The 26,694-nt window shown below is 52.3% G+C and carries 24 protein-coding genes; 14 read left to right on the top strand and 10 right to left on the bottom strand.

The features are described from left to right. Nucleotides 1–129: 129 nt before the first annotated feature. On the top strand, nt 130–1,323 hold the full coding sequence (locus IEX86_RS15215) for a GAF domain-containing sensor histidine kinase (protein WP_188866976.1): 1,194 nt from the start codon (nt 130–132) through the stop codon (nt 1,321–1,323). A 99-nt stretch (nt 1,324–1,422) separates the two neighbouring features. Beyond that, complete coding sequence (locus IEX86_RS15220; protein ID WP_188866977.1) at nt 1,423–1,659, top strand: hypothetical protein; 237 nt, start codon at nt 1,423–1,425, stop codon at nt 1,657–1,659. Between the two features lie 320 nt (nt 1,660–1,979). Here IEX86_RS15220 and IEX86_RS15225 read toward each other — a convergent pair whose 3' ends face one another. Then, entirely contained in the window at nt 1,980–3,044 is a 1,065-nt protein-coding gene (locus tag IEX86_RS15225; RefSeq protein WP_308423902.1) for a DUF1615 domain-containing protein, read from the bottom strand. 226 nt (nt 3,045–3,270) lie between these two features. Here IEX86_RS15225 and IEX86_RS15230 point away from each other — a divergent pair, with 226 nt between their 5' ends. The 4 genes from IEX86_RS15230 to IEX86_RS15245 all read left to right on the top strand — a co-directional run bounded on the left by IEX86_RS15230 (nt 3,271) and on the right by IEX86_RS15245 (nt 5,836). Continuing rightward, nucleotides 3,271–4,521, top strand: a complete 1,251-nt coding sequence (locus IEX86_RS15230) for a dienelactone hydrolase family protein (RefSeq protein ID WP_229685361.1) — start codon at nt 3,271–3,273, stop codon at nt 4,519–4,521. Between the two features lie 20 nt (nt 4,522–4,541). Next, nucleotides 4,542–4,877: a YceK/YidQ family lipoprotein gene (locus tag IEX86_RS15235; protein ID WP_188866979.1), complete on the top strand. Its 336-nt coding sequence runs from the start codon at nt 4,542–4,544 to the stop codon at nt 4,875–4,877. 402 nt (nt 4,878–5,279) lie between these two features. Continuing rightward, nucleotides 5,280–5,513 carry a hypothetical protein gene (locus tag IEX86_RS15240; protein ID WP_188866980.1) on the top strand — a complete coding sequence of 78 codons (234 nt, stop codon included), beginning with the start codon at nt 5,280–5,282 and terminating at the stop codon, nt 5,511–5,513. A gap of 137 nt (nt 5,514–5,650) precedes the next feature. Further along, complete coding sequence (locus IEX86_RS15245; RefSeq protein WP_188866981.1) at nt 5,651–5,836, top strand: hypothetical protein; 186 nt, start codon at nt 5,651–5,653, stop codon at nt 5,834–5,836. Between the two features lie 72 nt (nt 5,837–5,908). On the opposite strand, the gene IEX86_RS15250 is transcribed toward IEX86_RS15245, so the two are convergent. Together IEX86_RS15250 and IEX86_RS15255 are read right to left on the bottom strand one after the other, a co-directional pair. After that, a complete protein-coding gene (locus tag IEX86_RS15250) occupies nt 5,909–6,049 on the bottom strand; it encodes a hypothetical protein (protein ID WP_188866982.1) in 141 nt (46 codons plus the stop codon). A 153-nt stretch (nt 6,050–6,202) separates the two neighbouring features. Further along, a complete protein-coding gene (locus IEX86_RS15255) occupies nt 6,203–8,254 on the bottom strand; it encodes a DEAD/DEAH box helicase (protein WP_188866983.1) in 2,052 nt (683 codons plus the stop codon). A gap of 711 nt (nt 8,255–8,965) precedes the next feature. On the opposite strand from IEX86_RS15255, the gene IEX86_RS15260 reads away from it, so the two are divergent. The 3 genes from IEX86_RS15260 to IEX86_RS15270 all read left to right on the top strand — a co-directional run bounded on the left by IEX86_RS15260 (nt 8,966) and on the right by IEX86_RS15270 (nt 13,545). Then, nucleotides 8,966–10,387, top strand: coding sequence for an OprD family outer membrane porin (locus IEX86_RS15260; RefSeq protein ID WP_188866984.1), 1,422 nt, complete (start codon nt 8,966–8,968; stop codon nt 10,385–10,387). A gap of 334 nt (nt 10,388–10,721) precedes the next feature. Continuing rightward, entirely contained in the window at nt 10,722–12,269 is a 1,548-nt protein-coding gene (locus tag IEX86_RS15265; protein ID WP_188867039.1) for a TerC family protein, read from the top strand. Between the two features lie 271 nt (nt 12,270–12,540). Next, nucleotides 12,541–13,545, top strand: a complete 1,005-nt coding sequence (locus tag IEX86_RS15270) for a TerC family protein (RefSeq protein WP_188866985.1) — start codon at nt 12,541–12,543, stop codon at nt 13,543–13,545. Here IEX86_RS15270 and IEX86_RS15275 read toward each other — a convergent pair. Further along, nucleotides 13,532–14,923 (bottom strand): glycoside hydrolase family 5 protein, encoded by a 1,392-nt coding sequence (locus IEX86_RS15275; protein WP_188866986.1) that lies wholly within the window; start codon nt 14,921–14,923, stop codon nt 13,532–13,534. The two genes, IEX86_RS15270 and IEX86_RS15275, sit on opposite strands and share 14 nt — an antisense overlap. A 610-nt stretch (nt 14,924–15,533) precedes the next feature. Further along, nucleotides 15,534–16,424, bottom strand: coding sequence for a class A beta-lactamase (gene bla, locus IEX86_RS15280; protein ID WP_188866987.1), 891 nt, complete (start codon nt 16,422–16,424; stop codon nt 15,534–15,536). 320 nt (nt 16,425–16,744) lie between these two features. Here bla and IEX86_RS15285 point away from each other — a divergent pair, with 320 nt between their 5' ends. The 3 genes from IEX86_RS15285 to IEX86_RS15295 all read left to right on the top strand — a co-directional run bounded on the left by IEX86_RS15285 (nt 16,745) and on the right by IEX86_RS15295 (nt 19,818). Further along, a complete protein-coding gene (locus IEX86_RS15285) occupies nt 16,745–17,764 on the top strand; it encodes a 2-hydroxyacid dehydrogenase (protein WP_188866988.1) in 1,020 nt (339 codons plus the stop codon). 11 nt (nt 17,765–17,775) lie between these two features. Beyond that, nucleotides 17,776–19,395, top strand: coding sequence for an L-lactate permease (locus IEX86_RS15290; protein ID WP_188866989.1), 1,620 nt, complete (start codon nt 17,776–17,778; stop codon nt 19,393–19,395). A 63-nt stretch (nt 19,396–19,458) separates the two neighbouring features. Beyond that, complete coding sequence (locus IEX86_RS15295) at nt 19,459–19,818, top strand: DUF5064 family protein (RefSeq protein ID WP_188866990.1); 360 nt, start codon at nt 19,459–19,461, stop codon at nt 19,816–19,818. Nucleotides 19,819–19,904: 86 nt separating this feature from the next. On the opposite strand, the gene IEX86_RS15300 is transcribed toward IEX86_RS15295, so the two are convergent. Then, nucleotides 19,905–20,156 carry a hypothetical protein gene (locus IEX86_RS15300; protein ID WP_188866991.1) on the bottom strand — a complete coding sequence of 84 codons (252 nt, stop codon included), beginning with the start codon at nt 20,154–20,156 and terminating at the stop codon, nt 19,905–19,907. A gap of 323 nt (nt 20,157–20,479) precedes the next feature. Between IEX86_RS15300 and IEX86_RS15305 the strand changes: the two genes are divergently transcribed. Then, nucleotides 20,480–21,313 (top strand): isocitrate lyase/PEP mutase family protein, encoded by an 834-nt coding sequence (locus tag IEX86_RS15305; RefSeq protein WP_188866992.1) that lies wholly within the window; start codon nt 20,480–20,482, stop codon nt 21,311–21,313. Nucleotides 21,314–21,320: 7 nt separating this feature from the next. On the opposite strand, the gene IEX86_RS15310 is transcribed toward IEX86_RS15305, so the two are convergent. Together IEX86_RS15310 and IEX86_RS15315 are read right to left on the bottom strand one after the other, a co-directional pair. Next, nucleotides 21,321–21,701: a hypothetical protein gene (locus IEX86_RS15310; RefSeq protein WP_188866993.1), complete on the bottom strand. Its 381-nt coding sequence runs from the start codon at nt 21,699–21,701 to the stop codon at nt 21,321–21,323. Nucleotides 21,702–21,892: 191 nt separating this feature from the next. After that, the gene (locus IEX86_RS15315; protein WP_188866994.1) at nt 21,893–22,792 is read right to left on the bottom strand and encodes a LysR family transcriptional regulator; all 900 of its coding nucleotides are present in this window, start codon (nt 22,790–22,792) and stop codon (nt 21,893–21,895) included. Between the two features lie 173 nt (nt 22,793–22,965). Here IEX86_RS15315 and IEX86_RS15320 point away from each other — a divergent pair, with 173 nt between their 5' ends. Next, nucleotides 22,966–24,126: an aspartate aminotransferase family protein gene (locus IEX86_RS15320; RefSeq protein ID WP_229685365.1), complete on the top strand. Its 1,161-nt coding sequence runs from the start codon at nt 22,966–22,968 to the stop codon at nt 24,124–24,126. Nucleotides 24,127–24,560: 434 nt separating this feature from the next. On the opposite strand, the gene IEX86_RS15325 is transcribed toward IEX86_RS15320, so the two are convergent. Together IEX86_RS15325 and IEX86_RS15330 are read right to left on the bottom strand one after the other, a co-directional pair. Next, nucleotides 24,561–24,830: a hypothetical protein gene (locus IEX86_RS15325; RefSeq protein ID WP_188866996.1), complete on the bottom strand. Its 270-nt coding sequence runs from the start codon at nt 24,828–24,830 to the stop codon at nt 24,561–24,563. Nucleotides 24,831–25,418: 588 nt separating this feature from the next. After that, nucleotides 25,419–26,615 carry an MFS transporter gene (locus IEX86_RS15330; RefSeq protein WP_188866997.1) on the bottom strand — a complete coding sequence of 399 codons (1,197 nt, stop codon included), beginning with the start codon at nt 26,613–26,615 and terminating at the stop codon, nt 25,419–25,421. Between the last annotated feature and the right edge of the window lie 79 nt (nt 26,616–26,694).

Genomic DNA, 26,694 nt, shown 5'->3' on the forward strand with positions numbered 1-26,694 from the left:
GGAGCTGCATGACCACTCAGTAAACCTCTAGACATCAGGAGGTTGTCAACGAAGCGATAATCGCGTTCACTATCGCAATTCACTGTCAGGCGCAGCCACGAAGTACGCCTCGCTTCAAGGTACACCTTAATGATACGTACACTCGAGAATGATCTTTCCATCATCGCGAGAATCAGCGCAGTTGGTGTCATTCTCAAAGTCATATCAGAAAGCACTCGCCTGCGCTTTGCGGCAGTCGCTCGGGTTACAGAAGATTCCTGGACCACTTGCGCTGTACATGACCTGATCGGTCTTGGACTCAATGTCGGGGACGAATTGGATGTCACCACCACGTTATGTCGGGAGGTTCATGCGAATCAGAATCCTATTCTGATCAAGCATGTCAGTGCGGACTCCCGCTACTGTAAACACCCCACTCCCCTGCGCTATGGGTTCGAAAGCTATATTTCAGTGCCTATCTTCCGACGCGATGGCAGCTTTTTCGGCACGCTCTGCGCAGTTGACCCTGAGCCAGCTGATTTGGATGAGACGAAAACCCTCGCCATGATGGAATCCTTCACCCACCTTCTGGCGCTGGAAATTGAGACCCAGGAAAACCTTATCGAAACCGAAAGCAAATTGCTTGATGAGAAGCTGACCGCCAAATCACGGGAGCATTTTCTGGCATTGGTGGGACACGATCTACGCAATCCACTGTTCTCTATCTCTGCCGGCGCCCAGCGTTTACTTCGGAAATCCCACGATGAGCAAGAGCGCTCCCTGGTTGAGCTGATTCACGCGTCTGCGCAACGAGCACTTAGATTGGTAGAAGATGTTCTCGACTTTTCCCGAGGACAGCTGGGTAACGGTATTCCGCTCGCAAAAGAAGAGCGCCGCAATCTGGAACTCCATCTCAAGCAGGTTGTAGATGAATTACAAGCGACTTATCCCGAGCGCCGGATCGAAAGTGCGGTAAACACCTTGGGGACCGTATACTGTGACTCTGATCGACTTGCACAGCTCCTGTCGAATCTGACGGCCAATGCCATTCAACACGGCAACCCTGAGCATCCTATACTGATTAGTGCCCATGTCGATAAGGGCCTGTTGACGCTATCCGTACATAACGATGGCGAGCCACTTCCTGAAGGTATCCTCTCCGGCATGTTTCAACCCTATTGGCGCGCCAGCCGAACGACACTTCAGACCAATCTTCAACAAGGCCTTGGCATAGGGCTATATATCGTCAACGAAATCGCTCGCTCTCATGGCGGGCAGATACAAGTGACCTCAAATCACGATGAGGGAACGGTATTTACACTCACTATGCCAGTGAATTGCTAGCAAGCAGACGCTCTAGCATGGTATTTCAGACCGAATGTCTGGAACGCCGCCCAGACCATACCTGTCGAAATAGAAACATCGCCAGAATGGTTTATAACATTGAATACCTTGAAGCATCGCCTTGCCTCGCTCGACCCGCCGGTCAAGTACACTCTTGAAAGCCGTGGCGATGTATTCGTCATTACGCTTATCGACCCAAAGACGCCTGCTAAAGTCGAGCGAAGCCTGCTAAGCCGTCATGCTGCGAATCAGGAGCTTATGGACACTATTATCGAAGATGCCATCCATGAGCTTCGTCGCAAGAGTTCTGCTGTCGCCCGCAATACGAGCCGTTAAGAAAGAGGCACAATAAACATCGTTCTGACCAGGCTATGCGGATGAGTGGGCAGTGCGGTTTCCCCTGAAATTCCCTCAAGCTTCAATAAGCGGCCAAGCAGCATTAGCTGAACTATCCCAGGAGATGCTGTCGCAGCCCCTGAAAACGGCCTTGTCTGGCGTACCGCCTTTCCAACCGTACCGGTTACCGTAAAAACCGCTTTACTGAATGGCCGATACGCTCAAGCCCTTCCTTTTATGGGCAGAGGCGAACATCGAGCAATCGGCCGTAACCCGTCGTATTCTGAAAATACGTTTCAGCAGGCCGGAACGTCGGTGTGTTACTTGGCCCGCGCCAGGCAGCGCTGGTAACGCTCATCAACGCGCTTGGCAAACCAGGCAGTGGTCAACTTGCGAGTAATTTTGGGGCTTTCTAGCGTAATGCCTGGCAATATCGCCCTGGGTAGCCGTTTGTCTGCCTTTTTCTCGGCCAGCTCGAAAACGCTCGTATAGAGTTTGGACTCCTCAAACGCCAACGTCTCGCCTTTCTCAAGCGCCCGGCGTATGGCCAGCTCACTCATGTCAAGCCGCTTGCCGAGCTTACGCACTGCAAGCTCGGTTGACCCAGGCTCTAAGGAGCCATAACGGATAAGATCCCCATCAAGCGCAAGAGAGACACCGGTCAGGCTACTCACAGCTTGTTGAAAGGCTGCATTACGGCTGGAATACCAACCGGCGTTATAATCGGCGAAGCGGTAGATCTGTTGGGTATAACTCACGGGATAGCCCAGCAGGTGCGCCGTTCCGAAGTACATCCCACCACGCCGGGTAAACACTTCGCTACGGATTGAGCCGTCGACCTGGTAGGGATAACCTCGGGATTTGCGTTCAGCAAACGCCACACTGACCTGCATCGGGCCGCCCGTCTCGACAGGGTTGAAGCCACCAAAAAGCGTCTTGCCTAGCGGTACCATTCCGATGAAATCATCAAAGATATCGCTCAACTCCTTTTCAGTATGCGCCGAAGCAAGGCGTTCGTTATAGGTCTTACCGCTGGGCGAGCGGATGTTTAAGGCGGTACGAACCAGGAAAGCAGGTATATGGAGCTTGCCAGCGCGGCGATCAATTTCCTTTTGAGCAATCGCGCCCATACCCGGTACACGTGGGTTCGCCTGGAAAGTTGATTCCTGCTCAGTCACTGCCAGTACGGAACAAATATTTTCCGTGGTCGGAGCAATTTCCTGTGCATCGAAAGCAGTGTAGAGGTCTCTGGCCCAACCCTGCCGATCAGGCACGCTACTGGGCATGAGCTTCACGATCTTGGCTTGCACCTCAGCAGGGCTGGGCTTTAGTGCCTCTTGCGTAGAATGGGTTCCACATCCAGCCACCACGAATAGTGTCATCATACTGAAAGCGCCCAAGGCGTAGCGTAGACCGCTGCTCATAGCGCTGGAGATGAAAGACGCTAACCTGGGTGGTTTCACTGCCATAAAGGTGAGAAATATAGGCTGCAAGGGGTTCTTCCCTGTCGGACGTAAGATGCGTGTGAGACCAAACCCAGGTCAAAAGAATTCAACAAGGGGATAGGACGTAACGGTAGGCATCATCTTACTGAATCCGCTTGAGCAGAAGATGTTCAAATTGAAAGATGGGTTCATCACCTTTGCTTCCAGTTGTCATACCACCAACTATACTTCTGCTCGATCTAACAACAATAACCAAGGTCGTAAAGTGAATATTCTAAAAGCACTCCTTTTCTGCGGTGTGAGCCTTGTCAGCACTGCATATGCACAAGCCTCGTCCGCCTCTCAGCCAATAACTGACGATGCCCTTCCCGGCAATTATTTACTTCTTAAACAACAGATGACCTACCCGGACAGCTGGCTTTCCGGTCATTACAAACACTTCCCCAAATGGCGGAGCCATGCACGAACGTTACTACGCGATGCCTTGGTCACGCCTGACTCAAAACGTGCATTCCATCCTGAAGTCATCGACCAGCAGCAGCGCTCGGGCTACAAGGCGCAGAAAATCAGATTTACCCTGACAGATGAAAGCCGAGTCAATGCATTGCTTCTGCTACCAGATACTCCCGGCCCACATCCTGCCGTACTGATGCTGCATGACCACGGTGCGCGTTTTGATATTGGCAAGGAAAAGATGGTCAAACCATGGGGTGATCACGCGGTATCAGCTTCAGCCCAACAGTGGGCCGACAAGTATTTTTCCGGTCGCTTCCCTGGGGATGAATTGGCCAGGCGAGGCTATGTGGTTCTGTCGGTCGATGCATTGGGTTGGGGGGAGCGTGGTCCGGTAACGTATGAACAGCAGCAGGCTCTTGCCAGTAACTTCTTCAACCTGGGACGCTCGCTCGCGGGGACAATGGCCTATGAGGACATGCGCTCAGTCGACTTTCTGGCAACGCTCCCAATGGTCGATTCACGCCGAATTGGTGTCGTCGGTTTCTCCATGGGCGCCTTTCGTGCCTGGCAACTGGCCGCCCTTTCCGACAAAGTTGCTGCGACCGCCGCTATCTCCTGGTTCGGAACTTACCAAGGCCTCATGACGCCAGGAAATAACGTCTTGCGTGGCCAGTCATCGTACTACATGCTGCATCCAGGCATACCCGCTCGGCTGGATATTCCAGATATCGCCGGGATCGCTGCACCACGCCCATTATTGCTTTTCAACGGCGGAAAGGACACGCTGTTCCCCTCGGAGTCGGTCGAAGCGGCCTATGATAAGGTGCACCGTATATGGCGCTCTCGACAGGCAGAGCTGAACCTCAGAACACAGCTATGGCCTGAGCTTGGCCATGTGTTTGTTCAGGAACAACAGGAAGCCGCCTTTGCCTGGCTTGACCAGTGGCTTAGGCCACGCTGATATCGAAAGGAATGGTAGGCATGAAGTTTGACACGATCGCCATTGGCGTTTTGGCACTGAGCCTGACAGGGTGCGGAACAATCAATACGGTGTTTCAGGATGATGTGACTACCAGCTATAAACTCAGAAAGCAGAAAACCTATTGCGAGTCGATCAGTCGGGTCTATAGCGGCGTGGCATATGACTTCTGCTCACTTAATGCACCCCCCGTCATTTACCCTCCGCCTCAGGAGAAAAATGCTGTTCCTTTGATTGCTGTTGATATGGCGGTCTCAGGTATCTTGGATACGCTGTTACTGCCCTATACGATCTATCAACAGAACAAGTACGGCAGTATGGAAATTAATAGCCAATAGCTATTGCCTACCAGCTCATGCCATCTTGTTGAGCAGGGCACTGCCTGCCCTGCTCTCAGATAAGTACCAACCCGAATAACATTCGAGCTGGTGCCTATTCCAAGTATACAGGCAGTAACCCCGGTCCCTCAAAGGCGGACGCGCTAACGGCGGCGCAGGCTCAGCACATTGACTCGGCCAATATGTCCATCCAGCTCCAGCGCAAGGGGTGGCACTGGGTGTGACCAATCACCCGCCTATCGACCTCCTGGCCGTTGCAATAAACAGCCATAGCCGCATTGGGCTGACCCAATAGAGCGTGGCGGGCTTCTAATTGATGCCTTACCTCTGCAGTCAAGAAAATAAGGCCTACCTGCAACATAAGAGAACACCATGAGATAAGCGAGGGTTTGGAATCGCTCCATGAGCCTGCATCAGCGGTCAACTCACTCTATGCCTATCGAATGCAGGAAAGCTGCTGTTATGGGCACTTCTGACAGAGCCGCCCTTACGTCCGTCGTATGGTTTCGCGTACTGGTTAAAGAGATGCTTAGCTTGGAAGTACGCTCAGACACGCAGGAAAGTGGCGACAAGGCAACGCCAGATTACCACTGCTTTTCTTCCATACAGCAGTCGGTGATGCAGCGTATCGGCTAATACCAGAATGGGCTTGCATTGAAATAACGCTGAAATGAAAAAAGCGGTATGTACATATCACACGCAGCTTTGATGTAAATCAGTATCAACGCTTCTCAAGAGCGTAACTATGGACGAAACCTCATATGGTCCTGCCCATGAACATAGTCATTAACCAGTCGCCCGCTCACTCACTGCTTCAGCTCATGATTCATGGCTGCGATTTGCAAGCCGGAACCATGTTGGCTCAGGAGCGTAAACATGAGCCATTAGGCTCTGCTCGCCTCGCCCGGCATTTAATGCAAGGCTCTACCGCCTTCCTGGACGTCTATCAAAAGCGGTAAAGCTCCAGAACGAAGCGTTATCGCTCGTGGCTGCGCAATGGCACATATCAGTCACGAACGATAACACCTGCCTTAATGGGTATGCGTAACGTTGCCGGATACCGTTTCAAGTTGAGCTTTTTTCTGAGTACCGAGTAAAAATGCGGCCTTTTCGGCAAAGCTGATAGGGGTGTGCAAAGCATTGGCGGGGTTACGAAACAATTGATGAGTCATGGCGCTACCCTCTTGAACTGGTGGGCTCTTCAGTGAAGAGATGGGTTCACCATAGGCAGCGCCAGGACTGACTAGAAATGCTTTATAGCACTAGCAATCATCAGCCAAATCAATACTTCGATAAAGCTTGCCCTTTCAAGGGTTTGGCGGCCATCAGAATGGCACGCTAGGCTTTGTTGTATACCAGAGTACACGGCTTACACCTCGAGTAATGGCAACATAAGACAGTCTTAGCGCCTCATCAGCCATAGCCTGATCATAGGTGTTTTGAAAGAAACCAGACGCTGCATATAAGGCGTTTCGCAAGGGGTGGGGCAATGTACCGCCTCCATCGTCGACAATAATGGCCACTTCGCCCTGCAACCCTTTTGCCCGGTGAATGGTGTAACAACGGACAGGGAGCGCTTTATCGAGTTGGCTCTGTATTGCCTTGAGCGTCTCGTTGCGCCGACTCAGCACCAACACCGCCGTCCGCTCCGAGGATTTCCGACTGGCCACATGGAGACATTGCGCCTGGATCTCCTTGATCAAGTCTGGTAACCGGCTCTTAAAATCGAATCGTGTGACGGCCTGTACCCCATGATCACCTGCCATAACAGATTTGAACGCGTGGCACGTCTTTTCCTGCTTGAACGTTACGCCAGCAAGCACCTTCTCCCCATCCCGGATGATAGGTTCTACGGACCGGTAGTTCGTTGCCAGCATAAGTACACTACTTTTCCTGTTTCGTCCCTGACCAGGAAAATGCCGATCAAAATCCATGAATAGTTCAGGAGAGCTTCCCCGCCAGCCGTAGATGGATTGCCAATCATCCCCGATGGCCATGAGGCTGAGCGTCGTTTTTTGCCGAGCCAAAAAACCTTGGACGGCCTGAAGCCACAGGACAATCTGCGGCGAGATATCCTGAAACTCATCGATCAGCAGGTGGCTGAACGGCTCCAGCATGTCTGGGCGGACTGTTCGGTCGTTTCGATTAAGGCGGTCAGTAAGTTCTTGAAATGCACGATTAAAGGTGAGGAGGCCTTTTTCTTTCAGACACGTTTCGAACACCCGCCAAAACAGCACCAACGCTTCGATAAAGATCTGCTCACGAACGGAACACTTCAGGGTATCACTCTGTAGGCGGCTGACTCGCAAACCCAAGCTTTCGATAAAGCCCGCTTGCGCATAAAACGCCTCGAACAAAGGAACCCCTACATACTCCCCTTCCAGCTTGAAGGGTTTGAGTGGGGCCGTTTTATTTCTATCGTCCTCATTGGTTTCGCCAGCAGTGTTTAGCAGTTTATCGACCTTTTTCTTAAAAGCCGGGACCTGCGAGTAAGCACGCTCATACGCCTGCCTGAGCAGCTCCAGCTGCGCTGGATGAAGCCGTCCGCCAGTGAGAGGATTATCCAGTTCAGTAGGTGATGCCTTGCGACTGGACAATTGCTCAAACCAGGCTGGTGCACCTAATACATCCTTAGCCAGTGCTCCCATTGCCGAATGAAACGTACGCACGCAGCAGCGGGCTTGTTCTGTAGAAAACGTAAACCGCCAGAATGATAAGACCTTGATAAGCTGCTCACGCAGTTGCGCGCAGGAATCGTTAGTAAACGAGATGACCGTAAGCTGCTCAGGCTTTATGTCCATATGGCACAGCATGAACACTACACGCAGCACCAGCGTAGTGGACTTGCCCGATCCTGCTCCGGCAAAAATTCGCGTGGCCGGACTGCGGCTAAGGATCATGTTCCATTGTTCGTCAGACGGTGCGCGAATAACCCCAGCCTTGACGGCTTGGGCTACACGTTCGCGCATCGCTTGAATATGGTGTTCGGTTACAGGCAAGAGCGTCGGCCCATAGAGTCCTTCCGTGGTTGCTCTATGGGCCTTGGGCTCAGACTCGGTAGTCTTCTTCGCTCGTCCAGCAGGCTTTACCGAGCGCTTGGTAGCAGGCTTGCCCTGGGCTTTTTTAGTTGCAGGCGTAGGCTTGCCACGCTTTACAGACGCCTTTGCGGTTTTCTCTGGCTTCTTCCGGGCCGCCCCTTTCTGGGCAGGCTTACGTACCACCATGGACTTGAGCTTGTTGGTCAGTAGCGAGCCAGCTTGCTTGCTAGGCTTGGGATGAGACAACGGGCCATCAGCGTTACTTTGCAGATACTCCGTCGTTCGTGGGAAGTAATTTGATAACGCCCCCGCCAAGTAGCGTTTAACAGCAGACAACATTTGGATTCTATCCGGTTGAAACTCACTCTGAATAATACGGCGTTTTAATGAACTCTGCTGGATAGATAATCAGGATATCCATGCCGGTTCTTTGATTTTCCGGGGTAGACAAGCCATTCATAAGTAGCACCATTTTAATCCACAGCGCACTCTTTTGGTGCATTAAGCTGTGCCTTGTGCGTGCGTTGCAAATCTCATGCTTTTCCAGTCGTAACAACGGCTTAGGTACTGTTACTAAATGTATACAGGCTTAATGATATCGAGCGCGCCCTGTTTTTATGCGTATACGTCATAAATATATATTTAGCGGACATAATCAAAGCTGACCAACCAGTCATGTTCTGTTGGGTACAGCTTCTGCATAGAGCCAGATCGATCGGCCTGGGATTCAGAGCGTTTTCCTGAGTCTTTGCTCGATCAAATGGGCTGCCTCCCCCCTGCTCTAGGCTCGTTTTCTGGCAATTCGTATTGGAAATACACGCAGAGACAGGGAAAGCAGAATGCGTTTTCACCCTATCGACTCGGCGAAACGAATACGAAGCCGCTTTTCGTAAACGCTTCGAATGAGGGAGAACACAACAGCTATCCATTGCGTTAACCGTCCTGGCAGTTCGCATAACGGCTTGCCAAGGATAACGTCTTCCTGCACGTCAGCAGGAAAGCACCATGGGGCGTTTCACTTAACTCCTATAAAAATCATAAGGAAAACAGATGTCTACTTTGCATCGCGCCGGTTTTACCCTTTCGCTGCTTGCGCTTTCGCTGGCTGCCCAGGCTCAATCGCCAGCCCCTGAAGACCCCAGTTATATCAACGAGGTCCAGAGCTTGCCGAATGTGCAAAAGCCAATCAAAGGCCAAGCGGGTGCCAAGGGGTTTCTTGAAGACGATACGCTGACACTGACCACACGAAATTTCGCCGCCAGGGAAATAGGTCAGGACCGTTTCGGTTTCACCTATCCCAAGAACGGCTCTCGCCATTTTACCCATACCCGTAACACCTGGGTTCAGGGTACGGCGCTTAAATACAGCTCTGGCTATACACAAGGTACCGTGGGGTTCGGTATCGATGTGGCTGGTTTTAATGCCATCAACCTGGAGCGCGGCAAAGGCCGGATCGGGGGCGGTGGTAACCGTACGCTGGCAGACAGTAACGGGCATGGTCACGATGAATGGTCCAAACTTGGTATAGCCGATGTCCGGTTACGTGTTTCTAATACAGAACTCAAGCTAGGTCGCTTCCTGGTCGATACGCCTGTCATTAGCTATAACGACAACCGCGCCCTACCTTCCAGCTTTACCGGATTCGGGATTACCAGTGACGAATGGGACAACCTGTCCTTGCAAGCCGGCAGCTTTCGTCGCGCCAGCCCACGAACCGGAGCAGGCGATGAGAAATTCACGACCGAGTACGGTACACGTGAAGTCATCGGTGATCACCTGAGCTATGTCGGTGGTAACTACAAACCGTTGGATGGATTTGAAATCAGCCTGTACGGTGCTCAGTTCGAAGACGTCTGGAATCAATATTACCTAGGCCTTACCAAAACCGGCGGCGACGTCAAGACGCTGGGCTGGAAAGCTTCGTTCAATGGTTATCGTACGCTGGACCAGGGCGATGCGAAGGCGGGTAATATTAATAACACCGCCTGGAGCGTGGGGCTTACCGGTACCCATCAGGCCCACAGCCTGACGTTCGTGTATCAGCAGATCGAAGGAAATGAATACTTCGACTATGCCCACGAAACGGCTGCGATCTATCTGGGCAACTCCATGTTTTCAGACTATAACGGACCAAACGAGAAATCTGCTCAGGTTCGCTACGAGACAGACTGGAGCTACTTTGGCGTTCCTGGCCTTACAACCGGCGTTTGGTACGTCAAGGGCTGGGATATCGATGGTACTCATTACAACCCCGGCAGCGGCAACTATGCTAACTATGCCGAGGTGCTCCAGCAATCAGGAGAAACCCATCACGAGCTAGGCCTTGTGGGCACCTACCAAGTCCAGTCGGGCCGGATCAAGGACAGCAAGTTCCGCCTGATGCTTACTCGTCACAAGGCGAGTCAGAACCAGGTAGATGGTAGTTTCAAGGAGATCCGTATCGTTTCCACCTTGCCTTTCAACTTCCTGTAATGCAGGGCGGACGCGCTTCGGCGCGTCCCTCTCGTGATACAGCATCGCAAATTGTAATAGTTTCACTTTAGGCAAAAAGCGCTGCTCCGGTTAAGCTCAAGACTTTCCACTACGTCCAAGGTGTTATGAACACTTCCTCTGAGCCTCCCAGTAGACGCTTCCGCTCACTACTGAACGCTTGCACCCTGCATTACTCGTCCATTTCTGTACGCCCTTTCTGTTTTTCTTACGACGCCTTGTCACCCCCGCAAAACGTGCGCGACCACCCTGCACGACATGCCGCGGCGCTACATGCGTGTCCATTCATTACCCAACAGCTAAAGGCCTGAACCCTATGGAATGGATTGCTGATCCTACGGCGTGGCTGGGTCTCGCCACGCTGATCGTTCTAGAACTCGTACTGGGTATCGACAACCTGGTCTTTATTGCCATCCTGGCAGACAAGTTGCCGCCTCACCTGCGCGACCGCGCTCGCGTGATCGGCCTTTCGCTGGCAATGCTAATGCGCTTGGGGCTGCTGGCTGGTATTTCGTGGCTGGTTACCCTGACAGAGCCTTTATTCGACGTGTTCGGTAAAAGCTTTTCCGGGCGTGATCTCATCATGCTCTTTGGTGGTGTTTTCCTGCTGTTCAAAGCGACCATGGAATTGCATGAGCGTCTGGAGGGGCACGTTGTTCAGGCACATGGCAGCAAGACATATGCAGCCTTCTGGCCCATCGTTATGCAAATCGTAGTGCTGGATGCCGTGTTCTCGCTGGACTCTGTTATTACCGCGGTTGGCATGGTTGATCATCTTTCTATCATGATGATTGCTGTGATCGTTTCGATTGGTGTAATGATCGTCGCCAGCAAGCCGTTGACACACTTCGTTAATGCTCACCCCACCGTCATCATGCTGTGCCTGGGCTTTTTGATGATGATTGGCCTGAGCCTGACGGCTGATGGCCTGGGCTTCCATATTCCTAAGGGTTACCTGTACGCGGCGATTGGCTTCTCGATTCTGATCGAACTTTTAAACCAGATCGCGCGATGGCGTCGCCGTAAGAAGCTGCATGGAAGCCATCCTCTGAGAGAACGTACGGCCTATGCAGTCATGCGGCTATTGGGCGGTCGCAAACTGGAGTCAGAGGAAGTCGATGACGAAATCACCGACCTCCTGGACGAAGGCCGTGATCAGAGTGTATTCCAGCGGCAGGAGCGCATCATGATCAGTGGTGTCTTGAGCCTTTTAGAACGTCCGATTCGCAGCCTTATGACGGTACGTTCTGATGTGGACTATATTGACCTTGCCAATACGGATGAGCAAAACCGCCAGCGCCTGATGGACTCACCCCGCTCAAGACTGCTTGTCATACGAGACGGTAAAATTGATGAGCCTTTGGGGTTTATCCATAAGAAAGAGCTGCTTCGCGAATTGCTGGCAGGACACGAGGTAAAACTGGATAGCAGTATCCATACCACCATTGTATTGCCAGAGACATGCGGGGCCTTGCACGCGCTGGAGCAGCTTCGTCAGGCGTCAACGCACATTGCATTTGTCGTCAATGAATTCGGCGACTTTGTAGGTGTGCTCACTATTACTGACATGCTTGAAGCCATTGCGGGCGATCTACCGGATGCCAGCACGATTGAGGTGCCCGATATCCGCAAGGAAAAAGACGGCTTTATCGTCAACGGCGGACTACCATTGAACGTCCTCAGACAACGGCTGGGCTTTCAGGCACAAAAGACTCAGGACTATGAGACTTTGGCCGGCCTGGTTATGAGCCTGCTGGATCGACTACCCGTCAAGGGTGATCGTCTGGAATGGAGGGATTGGAGTCTTACTGTTACAGATGTAGAAGAGCGACGCGTTAGTCGTGTTTATCTTCGCAAGCGGTAAAACCATCAATCTGAGAGGCGGCTCGAAGCCGCCTCTTTTTTCTAGAAGGTCCCTTCCCCTCCCAGGCGCAGCTGCCACTTCTTGGCATTACAACACGGCTGTTCAAACCTACGTTACAGCCCTCCCGAGACGTAATGTTTTGTCAAACTTGCCAGTTGAGTCGCCAGCACAAAGGACTTAACGTTATCAGTGTGACGCCGGGCCCCTCTGACGGTTCCAACCGCCATGTCGGAGTCACAGCTGGTACAACTTCGACTGCAAGGAGGGGCTCATGAACACCCTAGAAGCGTTTCTGTTTGCCGATTTTCTCGGTACGGCCACGTGGTTGTGGCTTGCATTTTTCGCCGTCGTCCTCACTCTGCTTACGCTTGATCTTGGCATCCTGCATCGTGACCACCACGAGATAGGCGTCAAGGAAAGTCTGCTGCTTTCTGCAGGCTATATCAGCGTAGGGTTGTTATTTGCTGTCTGGGTCTGGCTCCAGAAAGGCGGTGACGCCAGCATGGACTACCTGACAGGCTTCCTGATTGAAAAGTCGCTTTCGATGGACAATGTGTTCGTTATGGCGATCATTTTCAGCTTTCTGGCTATTCCCCGTCAGTACCAGCATAAGGTCCTGTTCTGGGGAATCATGGGCGTGATCGTGTTACGAGCCCTCATGATTAGCATAGGTGCAGCACTTATCCACCAGTTCAGCTGGATCTTGTATGTATTTGGTGTCTTCCTCGTCGTAACCGGCATCAAGATGCTGTTTGCCAAGGTAGATGAGGCCCCAAACCTTGAAGACAATGTTCTGGTCAAGTTCTTGCGCAAGCGAATGCGCGTTACGAATGAGTTGCATGAGCAGCGTTTCTTCGTAAAGCAACCTAATGCGGCGGGCAGTACGGTCTGGTGGGCAACACCGCTGTTTCTGGCGCTGATCTTGATCGAATGTGCAGATCTGGTGTTTGCAGTAGACAGCGTACCGGCAATCTTTTCGATTACGCAGGACCCTTATATTGTCTACACCTCCAACATCTTTGCGATCCTGGGTCTACGTGCACTCTACTTTGCACTGGCTGCCCTGATTCATCGCTTCGCTTATCTTAAGTATGCGCTGGCATTGGTTCTGGTATTCATCGGGAGCAAGATTTTCCTGGTAGGCATTATCGGCAAGATTCCAGCCGCGCTCTCGTTGAGTGTAACGCTGGGGCTACTGGCTGGCGGTGTGTTGGTATCACTTTGGAAGACACGTGCAATGGCACCCGCCAAGATCGAGCGCCCTAACGTTGAGTGATAACAGGGATAGGCATCGAAACCCTGGCGGACGTTGAGACCGCCAGGGTGCTTACTTTACCAGCGCCACCAATAAGTGCGTGTAACTGTGCCTGTCTGGCAGATTGGCAGATTGGCAGCCAGGACGTTAGCGCAAAATTACACATGAATGGTTTTGGCATAAGTACCGGCTTGGGCTGTGGGGCCGGTTCAGGCACAGGCTGGGGCGTTGGTTGGGGCGTTGGTTTAGGTTGCGGTATGGGCTGTGGGCTTGGCGCCGGTTGCGGTTGCGGTTGCGGTTTGGGCTGTGGGGTTGGCTGAGTAGGGCTTCCCACTTTTTGCGGACCAATCGTAAGACATGAATGAGTGCCTTCTATGTATTTGCGCAGAACAGGCCACTGGATGCGATCCTGTCCGTTAACAGGTTCTACACTCAGAATATAGTCATCACCCCAGCCCGGACCGGCAGCCCAAACCGATGCCGGAATACAGTTTTCTGCCAGGTACTTGAGGGTATTGTCGAGCGCTGGCAGCCAGGCCGGATTGTTGTTCGGAACGCCGATTTCACCCAGATACCCCTTCTTGTTGTTGGCTTTCAGCCACTCCACGAAAGGTTTGACCCGATTGACGCCGACCATGGGATCGTTCATGCCCGCATCACGAGGGTTGGTATACGTGCCGGAGTTGTTGTAGTCCAGGTAGGTATGCGCTGAATATAGAATTTTGTCGGCCGGGTCCTTGACGGAAAGCAGGCCTGCACTTGACGACGAAGCCCATAGCCAGGCACTGGAAAAGTTCTCACCTTCGACTAATACGTAGTGCGTGTTATCAAAGCGGCGAACACCATCGATGCCCGCCTGCATGATGGCAGCCACCGTACCTGAAGTAGCGTAGGGCTCATTCATGAGGTCATACGCGAACAACGCCGGATGATTCCCCCATGCCACTGCCATCCGGTAGGTCACGTCGCGGAATGCATCCAGAGGAACATTTCTGCTACCGATCAGCTGGTTCTTGTAACGGGCAAAGTTGTGCAGATCCAGAATGACCTTCACATTGTATTTATGTGCATAGTCCAGCGTTTGTGTTACCAGCCCTGCGTACGCGGGATCGAATGAAGCGTAGGTATTTTTCTGCAAGCGCTCCCACAGGATAGGGAAGCGAATGGTCTTTATACCCTTCGCACTCCAATCCTTAAAATACTGCTCGGTAGGAAAGATATAGTTGACGCCATTGGTGCCTGGTAGCACCTCAGCCGCGAAACTTGCGCCTGACATATTCAGACTGATCAGATCAACGCCAGCTTCGGCAACTGATAATACAGATAACAGCCCAGCGGCCAGCAGTACCTTTGTTGCGGCTACAGTAAAACCCCGGGGCTTCTGGAATACGCCCATCATAACGGCTTCCTTGCATAGTTTGTGTTCCCTTTTCCCGCATTCACATAAGCAGAATGCAGGCTGTTAGGCTTCCCCAGCCCAGGGCTGAAGTACCTAACAGAACTATACGCGCCACCGGTAGAATCAAAGTGATAGCAACTTCATAGTTATTTAGCGTTTGGGGGTACGTTTATAAAGTTTCATGCAATCTTGTGCGCCAGATGTAGTTTTCGTTGCTGCCACAAGCACTTCTGGACGGTACCCCCGCCGCGGTTGCGTCCGGGCAACCCTTATGTATGTAGTGATGATCCAGAACTCTAAGGTCATCACAATCAAGACATCCACAACATGAGTAGCTATTGTCAGCATTGCTCAGCTAGACGTCTTTGCTGCGCTATCACACTATCTCTGCGTATAAAGGGCGAAACACCACAACAGACCCAAGGGTTGTCGGTCAGATAAAAAGATCAGGAAGCGGCACCTCAGCAAATCCGGCCGACGCCAACCCGAGGACGGGCCGTAAAGGCACAGGCATGTGCCTCCGCACTTTGCCAGATAACGTTAGTGTAGGCATCTCACGCCAAAAGAAATGCTCGCCCCACAGGCCAGTTCAAGCGGACAATGGCAACCGTTATCCCGCTGCCCAGTCAACCACAATGCGTGTGGCGTCAGCCAATACCTCATTACGTGCTTCGGCCTGCTTGTCTTTGAGCGCGGTGTAAATAGTCAGAACAATAGGCGCTCGCTGGGGCGGCCAGATGATAGCTACGTCATTGGCGGAACCGTAGTCACCTGTCCCAGTTTTGTCACCCACCTGCCAGCCTGCTGGCACGCTAGCTCGAATACGTTTACCGCCTGTGGTATTGCCTTTCAGCCAATCCTGTAATTGCTGCTGTTTATCTGCCGCCAAGCCATCCCCTAATGCCAGACGCTGGAGACTAACCGCCATGGATTGAGGAGTACTTGTGTCACGAGGGTCCCCCGGAATCGCTGTATTCAGTTCGGTCTCCCAGCGATCGAGACGAAACTCGGTATCGCCTATCGAGCGGGCAAATGCTGTAACGGCTTCAGGGCCGCCCAGCTTTTTCATGAGTACGTTGGCCGCCGTATTATCGCTGTACTGGATACCTGCCGCGCACAATTCAGCTATGGTCATTCCAATGCCAGCCTGCTTTTCCGTGACCGGCGAATACGTGACAAGCTCTTCCTGGGTATACATGAGTCGCTCATCAAGCAGCCCAGGTTCAGCCTGGCTTTGGGCAAGAAACGCTGAGGCCAGTATGACTTTGAACGTACTGTTCATGGCGAATCGCTCATTGGCGCGATGCCCCAGTCGCGAACCATCTGCCGTATCGATGGCATAGACCCCGAGACGGCCATTCAACTGCTGCTCCAGCTGAGCCAGCCGGCTCTGGAAAGGCGACGTATCGCGCTCTGTGCCGGCCAGGCAACCTAGAGAATAAGAGGTAGATACCGCAGCGGTAGCCAATAGAAATGTTCGGCGATTCAGGGAATAACTCATAAAGCGGGCTCGTTATTGGTGTTCTTGGTGATAGGGAGAAAATACTGTGCAGCACAGGGCGGCGGCTAACAGCTTATAAAGCGAAACAAAGAAAGCGTAGCGTTAGAACCGGCTGGCTTACCAGCCATCAGAGCCCTCAAAACATTTACAAAATAACCGTTTTAATTGCTCTGGCGCAGTAAACCCTTACGTTGAAGTAACAGCCTAGGCGGTTTCGTCTAGGCTTGGGGTGTCTATATCAAGCTTTACCATTGTGATTACAGCTTAGGCAGCCAGCATTGAGTATCTCTTTTACTCTTTTCGTGCATTGAGGAGACCGCATGAAAATCACTGTTTTCAGCGCCCAACCCTATGACCAGCGTTTTCTCGACGAAGCCAACAAACACCACTTTGCCCATTACAATTTCGAATTCACCTATCAAAACGTATCGCTCTCGCTTCAGACTGTTGCGCTCGCACAGGGTAGCGATGCGATTTGCACATTCGTCAATGATCAGCTGGATGCACCGGTTCTCGAAACACTCAAGGAATATGGCGTCAATGCCATTCTTTTGCGCTGTGCAGGCTTCAACAATGTCGACCTGGGCGCCGCCGAGCGGTTAGGTCTTTTTGTAGCCCGCGTACCTGCTTATTCACCCGAAGCGGTGGCCGAGCACACCATTGCACTTATCCTCACACTTAACCGGCATACACACCGAGCTTATAACCGCGTCCGTGAAGGCAATTTCATGCTGGAAGGGCTTTTGGGATTTACCCTGCATGGCAAGACGGCGGGCATTATCGGAACCGGCAAGATTGGCTTGGCGACAGCACGCATTCTGAAAGGATTCGGCTGCCGCCTGCTGGGATATGATCCTATGCCTGCACCGGAATTCAAGACATTGGGAGACTTCGTCGACCTTGAAACATTACTGGCGCAATCGGATGTCGTAACCCTGCACTGTCCTCTCATGGACACGACTCGCCACATTATCAACGAAAGTACCCTGGCCGGGATGAAGCCCGGCGCGATGCTTGTCAACACCTCCCGAGGTGGTTTGGTAGACACGGCAGCCGTCATCGAAGCGTTAAAAAATCGCCAGCTAGGGGCGCTGGCAATCGATGTCTATGAACAGGAAAGCTTTCTCTTCTTCCATGATCGTTCATCCGACATTATTGATGACGATATCTTCCAGCGCCTGATGACCTTCCCGAATGTGATTGTGACCGGGCACCAAGGCTTCTTTACCGTTGAAGCGCTGCGTGAGATTTCCGAAGTTACCCTACGCAACCTGGAATGCCTGATGAATGGGACGGCCTGTTCCAATGTGCTGGTCAACAAGGAACAGGTTACTCATTGAGGGAGCCGCTCATGTGGCAGCAACTTTACGATCCACTCGGCAATACCTATCTCTCTGCCTTGGTCGCTGCAATTCCTATCCTGTTTTTTCTGCTGGCGCTGACGCTTTTCAAGCTTAAAGGACTCATCGCCTCCCTGCTGACCTTAGCCATTGCAGTGATTTGTTCGCTGCTGTTGTTTGGCATGCCACTCGGTAAGATTTTGAGCGCAGCGCTATTGGGTATCGCCAATGGGTTATGGCCTATTGGCTATATCGTTCTTATGGCGGTATGGCTTTATAAGTTGGCGGTTAAAAGTGGCAAATTCGAGATCATACGCAGCAGTATTGCGACTATCTCTGAAGATCAACGCGTCCAGGTTATTCTGATCGCATTCTGCTTTGGCGGCTTTCTGGAGGGTGTTGCCGGATTTGGCGTCCCTATTGCCATTTGTGCTGCGCTTCTGGTCGAGCTAGGTTTCAAGCCACTCAAGGCTGCCATGCTGTGCCTGTTGGCTAATGCGGCTGCAGGCGCTTATGGCGCTATTGGAATTCCGGTCATCGTGGGCGCACAACAGGGCTCGGTGCCATTAGAGGATATGGCGCTGATGATGATTGCCATTGTCCAGCCGGCTACGCTACTTATTCCCACATTATTGATTCTGGTGCTGGATGGACTGCGCGGCGTTCGTGAAACCTGGCCGGTATTGTTGTTGATCGGTGGGCTGTTCAGCGGGCTCCAGACGCTAACGTTGTACCTGCTAGGGCCAGAGCTGGTCGATATCATCGCCCCTCTTGTGTCGATGGGCGCTCTTGCCCTGTTCATGCAATTCTGGCGGCCCAGGCATATCTATCGCGAGTCTGACGCTCCGCCACGCTCATCACAACGCTGGTCACTGAAAGAGGTTTTGGCTGCCTGGTCGCCTTTTTATATCCTCACCGGGCTCGTTCTGTTGTGGAGCTTGCCAGCCTTTAAATCATTGTTTGCATCACAAGGCCCCCTAGCCGCAAGCATCCTGAGAATAAATGCCCCGTTGCTTCATCAGCAGGTAGAAGAAATCCCACCAATCGCTGCGGCGGTGCATACCCTGCCAGCCACCTGGAATATTGCATTAATCAGTGCGCCCGGCACAGCCATTCTGCTTTCGGTGTTATTAACCACGCTGCTTTCTTCCAGGCTTTCCTGGCAAAGTGCAGGCGAGCAGCTCAGACAGACGGTAAAAGAGTTATGGCGACCGCTGATTATGATCTGCCTCATCATGGGTGTTGCCTATATTGCGAACTTTTCCGGTGCATCCTCTACCATTGGACTGGCTCTGGCTGAAACGGGACGGGCTTTTCCACTTCTCTCCCCCGCTATCGGCTGGTTAGGCGTATTCATCACCGGTTCAGTGGTCAACAACAATACGCTGTTTGCTCACCTGCAATCGGTAACGGCAGTACAAATTGGTACCAGCCAGGCATTGCTCGTCGCGGCCAATACCAGCGGCGGCGTAATGGCCAAGCTGATCTCACCACAATCAATTGCGATTGCCGCTGCGGCCGTTAACCAGGTAGGTGCAGAATCTTCAATTATGAGAATGGTGCTTCAGTACAGCTTGGCACTGTTGGCGTATGTTTGTATCTGGACCTTTATATTGTCGCTGTTGGTTTGACGGCTGCGCCGTTGGTTAACAGCTTGAAAATGATGCATATAGTGATCTTGCAGGAGCTAACGCATGTTTGTACCCGGCCGCATTGAAGTAGAGCAGGTTGCCAATGGATACCTTCCCGCCATGCACTTGTTGCTGGAATACACGGTTGATCCAGTCTCCTCCAACCAGCATGCTCACTTTCACCTTTCAGGTCAGGTCGGCCAGCACATGGTAGAGGAACGCTTTTCGATGCATCGGGACGAAGCCTATAACTTCCTGGCAGAAATTGATCATCGGCTACGTCGCTATGGCGTCCCTCTACCCAAGGCGAGTGTTTTCACGCATCACGAAGATTACGATCAAATGTTTGAAGACTTAAGAGATAAATTGCATACGCACCCGGGAGACCCTATTGATCTCAACCGGTTAGCAGGCATCGACTAGGCAGTTACAGCACATAGCCATAACTGCCTGACGTCAAATACTGGGTGAATCAAAGCCTTTAACCATTCGCCTGGTAACAGGCAGCTTTACTGCTTGATTCGCTCAAGAATCTGATTAGTCGCTGCGATCGCCTGCGTGTTGTTTTTCTCGACATCCTCACGAATCAGCATGGCGAGAACAGTCAGGATCGAAGACCGGCAGATCTGGGACATCTCGCCTGACTCTTCCATCAACAAACGGTAGAGAATCGATGAAGCCAGCTTCTGGTTATAAGGTGGCAACGAATCGCTGCTGGCTAAAAGGGTAAGCTCTTCATTAAGCACGGCGTAGGCGTCCATTCGTATGTCCATAGTAATTGAGCCTGGGCAAGGCTTTAATAAAAGGCCCTGAAGTTGAAGGTCCTGATGCAGGACCCCTATACGCGAGCTTTGAGAGAGTGCTTTTAAAAGAGTTTAGTGCCAGACGTCGCTTCGATAAGTCACTGGTTAGATTAGTCGACTCGATCTCACTTCAGACTGAGCAGCGATAACCGCGACCTTTACTGACAGACGGAGGTCCGCTCAGGCTATGACTGCGTCAAGATGAATGCATTAGAGTTGATTGCACTTCGCTATGGTAGCGGCAAGAGCTGCAGGACTACCGAACCTGAAAGGAGCTAGCCATGGATGTTTTCGAGAAAGCGGCACTCTTCAAAAAGCTTCATACCTATGACCAGCCTTTACTGTTGCCTAATCCATGGGACGCTGGCAGTGCTCGCATACTGAGCCGGCTTGGCTTCGAAGCCCTGGCGACCACCAGTGCAGGTCTGGCTTTTAGTCTTGGCCGCCAGGATGCTCGTGGCAGCCTCTCCCGCGATCTTGTATTGGCAAATGCCGAGAGCATCATCCAGGCAACGGACCTGCCAGTCACGGCGGACTTGGAAAACGGATTTGGCGACTCACCAGAAGCGGTTAGCGAAACGATACGACTGGCAGCCGAGAGGGGGTTGGCGGGTGGCTCGATAGAAGATTCCACTCGCGAGGCGGCGTCACCCCTCTATGATTTCAACCATGCGGTAGAGCGCATTGCGGCGGCAGCTGAAACTGTCAAGGAGCTAGGTTTTCCCTTCATGCTGGTTGCACGTGCTGAAACCTATACGTGCGGCAGCGGAAACCTTGATGACGTGATCCGACGCCTCCAGGCCTATGAAAAAGCAGGCGCTGATGTGCTGTATGCACCTGGTTTGCCTGATCTCGACGCGATACGGCTTGTATGCAAGTCCGTTTCAAGACCCGTCAATGTCGTAATGGGCCTGTCCGGTGCAAACTATAGTGTTAGTGAACTGGCTGAGGCTGGCGTTAAGCGAATCAGCCTGGGCAGTTCAATGGCAAGGGCCGCATGGAGTGGCTTCATCGCGGCAGCACTAGAGGTTCGGGATGAGGGCACCTTTGGCTTTGCCGAGAATGCCGTGTCTTTTGCAGAGATTAACAGCTGGATGAAGGGTGGAGAAAAGTAAGAGTGCTTCAGCCAGCTGAGGGAGCTTCATTGCTCATGGGTTGGCCCATTAACTGCCCAACGAGGGCGCGTGCCAGTTTAAGGCACTCAAGGGCTGCCTGCTCCAAGGTTTCCTGGCCCGAAAAGGAAGACGCATCAATCAGGGTCATGGCTGCATCCAACATACGGGCTTGATTCGAAAACTCGTTTCTAAGCTGAGCATCCGAGCTTTCAGTCAGTAAATTGGCGTCTACATCTTGACCGTCCAGTATTCCATCATTGGAGGCATGTTCTCTTAGGATAAGATTGATGAAGGCATATTCATCCTTTGAAAGCTCATAAGCGCTGATCTCCGGCTTTTCAGCAGGATTTAGCAAGATGTTCGCCGTACCTGTATAACGTGTTTTCATGATTGATCGTGATGAACTACATCTGAATGTTCAATATCAATTCTTATGACCTGCGCTATTGACAAAAAAATAGCTGCATGATCTGCCTGTTATATGTATCGGTTATGGAAGCATTAACTTAAGCGCAGTAGACCAAAAGCAACACTTATGCCAGATACCTTTCTCTGTAATTCATTTGTAGAGCGGCAACATCACCGAAACGCTTCCAGGGCAAAGTCTACAAAGCTGCGGAGCTTGGGCGAACGGTAGCGGTCCTGGGAATAAACAAGGTGCATTGACCTGGTGGGTAATTGGTATCGACCTAACAGCTTTACCAGCTTGCCTTGTTGTAGGTCCTGCCAGACCAGCACATTAGGCAGCATGACAATACCCATGCCGCTAAGTGCAGCCTGACGTAGGCCTTGGGCACTGTTCACCATTACTCGCCCACTGATTTCGATGGATATCTCTCCTTCTGGCCCGCTCAGGCGCCAGCGCTTTTCGGTCCACCGCCATTCAGTGCCGGCAGGATAGGCAAAAGACAAGCACTCATGACGAGAGAGTTCCTCCGGTTGCTCCGGCCAGCCATGCTGTTTTAGATAGGCAGGTGAAGCGCAGATAGTCAGGCCATAATCCATTAGCGGTCGGGCAATGAGCCGCGAAGCATCCAGAGTGCCCAGCCGGATGGCAGCGTCGAAGCCCTCTTCAACCAGATCGACCAGCCGGTCCGTTAATACAAGATCAAGTTTGACGTCTGGATAACGGGACAAATAATCCGCCATGGCAGGCATCAGGCATTCCGCGCCAAATGTAGGCGGTGCTGTGAGGCGCAAGGTTCCATGAGGGGTAGCCTGCGCCTGCTCGGCCAGGCGCTCTGAATCTTCTACAAGTCCAAGGACTTCGACGCATCGTTGGTAATAAACAGCGCCAAACTCAGTCAGGCTTTGCCGTCGGGTCGTTCTGCGCAAAAGACTCATGCCCAAGCGCTTCTCCAGTGCACGAAGATGATTACCGACCATCGTAGTCGACAAGCCGCACTGCTCTCCCGCCGCTGTCATGCTACCGCTTTCAACGACCCGCACAAAAACGGTCATGGCTTGGTAAAGGTCCATTTTAAAGCCCAGCTTCAAGGTGTTAGAAGAATCGTAGCGTTTATCTCATATTTCTGTTTAACGATACTCATACCTCCCTTGACGCTGGAGGTTTTATGACGCGAACTTATTTGGCAGACACGCAGGCGCATTCCTTCAATGCCCATCCTGTTGCAGAGCCCTCCTCACCACTCATGCAAACGTATTCTCCTCTGCCCGTCAGCTTTGTAAGCGGTAAAGGTACCCGCCTCTGGGACCAGAGTGGCGTTGAGTACCAGGATGCTGTTGCTGGCATTGCAGTAACTAATGTCGGGCATTCGCACCCGCGTATCACTCAAGCTATTCAAGAGCAAGCTCATCTTCTGCTGCACACATCCAATCACTACAGCATTACGTGGCAGCATCAACTGGCCGAACGTTTGACGCAGCTTTCAGGCATGCAACGTGTCTTTTTCGGTAATTCGGGCTCTGAGGCTAACGAAGCCGCCTTTAAGCTCGCGCGTCGATATGCGCACCGACAAGGTATCTCCGAGCCCAAAGTTGTAGTGATGGAAAATGCTTTTCATGGACGTTCTCTGACCATGACTTCTGCCAGCGACAGTCCTAGCGTTCGTAACGGCTTTGGCCCGTTGATCAACGATTTTATCAGGGTCCCATTTGGCGACATGAAGGCTCTGGAAACCATAACCCGTCAGCATAGCGATCAGATCGTAGCCGTGCTGGTAGAACCAATCCAGGGAGAAGCTGGGGTCATAACACCTCCTCCAGGCTACCTGACAGCCCTGCGTGAATACTGCACGCGCCAAGGCTGGCTACTCATGCTGGACGAGATTCAGACCGGTATGGGCCGGACAGGGGCTTGGTTTGCGTATCAACATGAAGGAATACAACCCGACGTAGTAACACTGGCCAAGGCACTGGCTAACGGGCTACCCATTGGTGCATGCCTGGCATCAGGCATTGCCGCTGAGCTTTTTACACCTGGGAGCCATGGCAGTACCTTTGGTGGCAATCCACTGGTATGCCGGGTGGGATGTACCGTACTGGATATCATCGAGGAGGAAGGCCTGATCGAGCGTGCCGCGCAACAGGGTAAGCGGCTTAAGGAGTGCCTGGAGAATGCGCTGAGCCACCTCCCCCATGTACAAGCGATACGCGGGGCTGGCCTGTTGATTGGCATCCAGCTGGATAAACCCTGCCAATCACTGATGCGACGGGCCTTGGACAACCACCGCCTACTCATCAATGTTACTCGAGGAAATACCATTCGCTTGTTACCACCTCTGGTAATCAGCGAAGCGGACGTCGACTCGCTTGTCCATGCCTTGTATGATCTGATCACTCAAGAGCAGTAAGCATCTGCTTCCCTCTTGCAGGTAAACAGATTTGTCAATATTGAGTTAATCTTCTATGGGCTGGTATTACCCAAGAGCCTTGACTTTGATAGCCTCAGTTAGCTTTTTCATGCCCTTTACGAAAAAAGGCATCGCTTGGGTTAAAGGACTGCAATACCGTACTGCCTGAGATGAACAAGGGTGGGCCCAACTGGCTGATTCAGCTGTCCTCCACTTCCTGAGTCGTTAACGGTATAAAGGATGCGTGGAATTCGTCTTTTGCGTTGTTCATTACAGCGTGGCTGTACGGCCACGCTGATTTCCAACCAACCATAAGCAGTTTTGGTACGAATGATCCCAACCGTAGTGCCACGGGGCCGCATAGCTTTAGTAGATCAGGGTAAGAGGGTAAAAACAGCCGCAGGCGGGTTTACCTACCTGCACGTTTAATCGGCTTACCGATCCGATTCATACCTTGCCACTCCCTCTCCCATCTGGGCCCACTCCTCTTCAGGCATACCGGTTCTACACACAGCTAACGTTACCGTCTGGCCTTCCTGAGGGTCTGCAGGGTAAACCGCCGCATGCCGCCAAGGGGTGTAATTCGGTGGGCGCATATAGGAGCTTTCGCCACGGTGAAATTCCCAGAGACCATGCTTGCCAACATTGCCTACCGAGCGCTCAAGAGCAAAGGTCACACCATTTTGCAAACGAACAATAAGCATTGGCGCGCTCCTAAAAAGAAGGAGTGTACCCAGTTAAGTGGCGATGAGGTGTTATTAATCAAGGCTTTCGCTAAAGATCGAGACAGCTCCAGAGTTCATGCACCCCCGCATGGGCCAGCACCGAAAAGCGTATGCAATGCGCCAAGGCGTACGACATCTGGATGTCATAAGGGATAAATCAAGCATCCGCTTCGGCAGTATCCAATGCAGTGTTAACCAAGAAAGGTTCGCTCAGGGGATATGAAAAGATAGTGTATGTGGCTCGCTACCTTGGCGTGCTCTGCAACGTTAGCGTCCCGACGTGCTAAACGGAAAACCTTCGGCAACCGTGAGGACTATTTCGAATACTCACCACCAAGCCTCAACGCTCCTCCTCTAACCAAGCCATGGACTGCTTGGAATTGATCTTCCAAGCGTACAAACGAACAGATAAAGGCTCTACTTCGTATGCAAGCAACGAATAAGAGCCGGGATCGGGATGGAGTATTAAAACTGAGGTATGGGTAATCGTTTTAAGATCCAGGGCGGCCTGCAAGATGCTTCATTGCTTACATGTCTTCAGTATGGACCCTATACGGGCTCGCTCCTTTAATGAGGTTGCAGCTGCCACGCATCTGCTTCAAACCGGGTAAACGGCGCCAGACGCGTCACCATTGCCATGAGCACGACAATACCGAGCGCCATCAGCAGCCAGGCCTGGGAGAGATTAGTTGAATGCTCCCGTATCAGCCCTGCCAAAAAAGGCATACCACTGGCGATAATGTAGCCGCCTCCTTGTACGAACCCCATCAATGCTCCTGCCGTTCTTGCATCACTGACATGATCCATGGTGACGATCAACGAGAGCGGAAACAGCGCACCAATACCGGTGCCCAGCAGTACAGCCGCGGGAACTGCCATCATGATCGGTGCAGTGACGAGTCCTGCCAGCCCCATCAGTATCAGCAGCAATACACTCAGCAGAGGAATGCGTCTGTCCGGGAAGTGGCTAATAAACATCGAGACGGCAAGCCCTGCCACTACTTCCATCACTGTCAGTGCGCCAAGCAGATAACCACTTTCAGCCGCTGACCATCCTAGCTGAATATAGAACGGGGGTAGCCAGGCGAGTACCAGTGTATAGGCACCGGTGCCTATACCAAAGGCGACCATGAGTAGACAAGCTCTTCCAGCCCGTAGCGGAAGCCGGACCGGTCTATTGGCGGCGTGCTCTACCGCAGGGGTAGCGGTCTGACTCCATATCAATGCACCCAGCACAGCAGGAATGGACCATAAGGCAAAGGTAGACGCCCAGCTGCCGACGGTATCGGTCAGTGGTGATGCCGATGCCGCCGCCAGCGCAGCTCCGCCCATGATGCCAGTGGTATACAGCCCCATCAGCAGGCCAACACGCGTGGGAAAGTGATGCTTGATATAGGCTGGCAGCAGCGCCTGCACGAGTGAGATTCCGAGCCCTGCTATTACCGCAGTCACGATAAGACCGGTGGTAGAGGGCAAAAACCAGCGCAATGCACACGCTAACGCGATAGCCCCCACCCCAATCATAACGCCCTTGCACTCACCGAGCAGTGCCTGAAGCCGGGCGCCAAACAACGCACCCACCCCCATGGCAAATACCGGAAGTGTGGTCAGCAAACCCGCCAATGCACTGCCAAGACCCGTTGTGTGCTGGATCTCATCCAGCAGTGGTCCAATCGCAGCCAGGATAGGCCTGAGATTAAAGCTAACCAGTATCAGGGCCACCACGATAGGCCAGAGCCTGTAAGTATGTTCCGAGGCAGTCATGTATAGCTCCTTTTGATTGTCTAGACTCGTTTCTCTATAATTAACTTAATACAAAGTATCTTAATATCAAGACAAATAG

This window comes from Pseudomonas asuensis (assembly GCF_014646755.1).
In the GTDB taxonomy this organism is placed as follows: domain Bacteria; phylum Pseudomonadota; class Gammaproteobacteria; order Pseudomonadales; family Pseudomonadaceae; genus Chryseomonas; species Chryseomonas asuensis.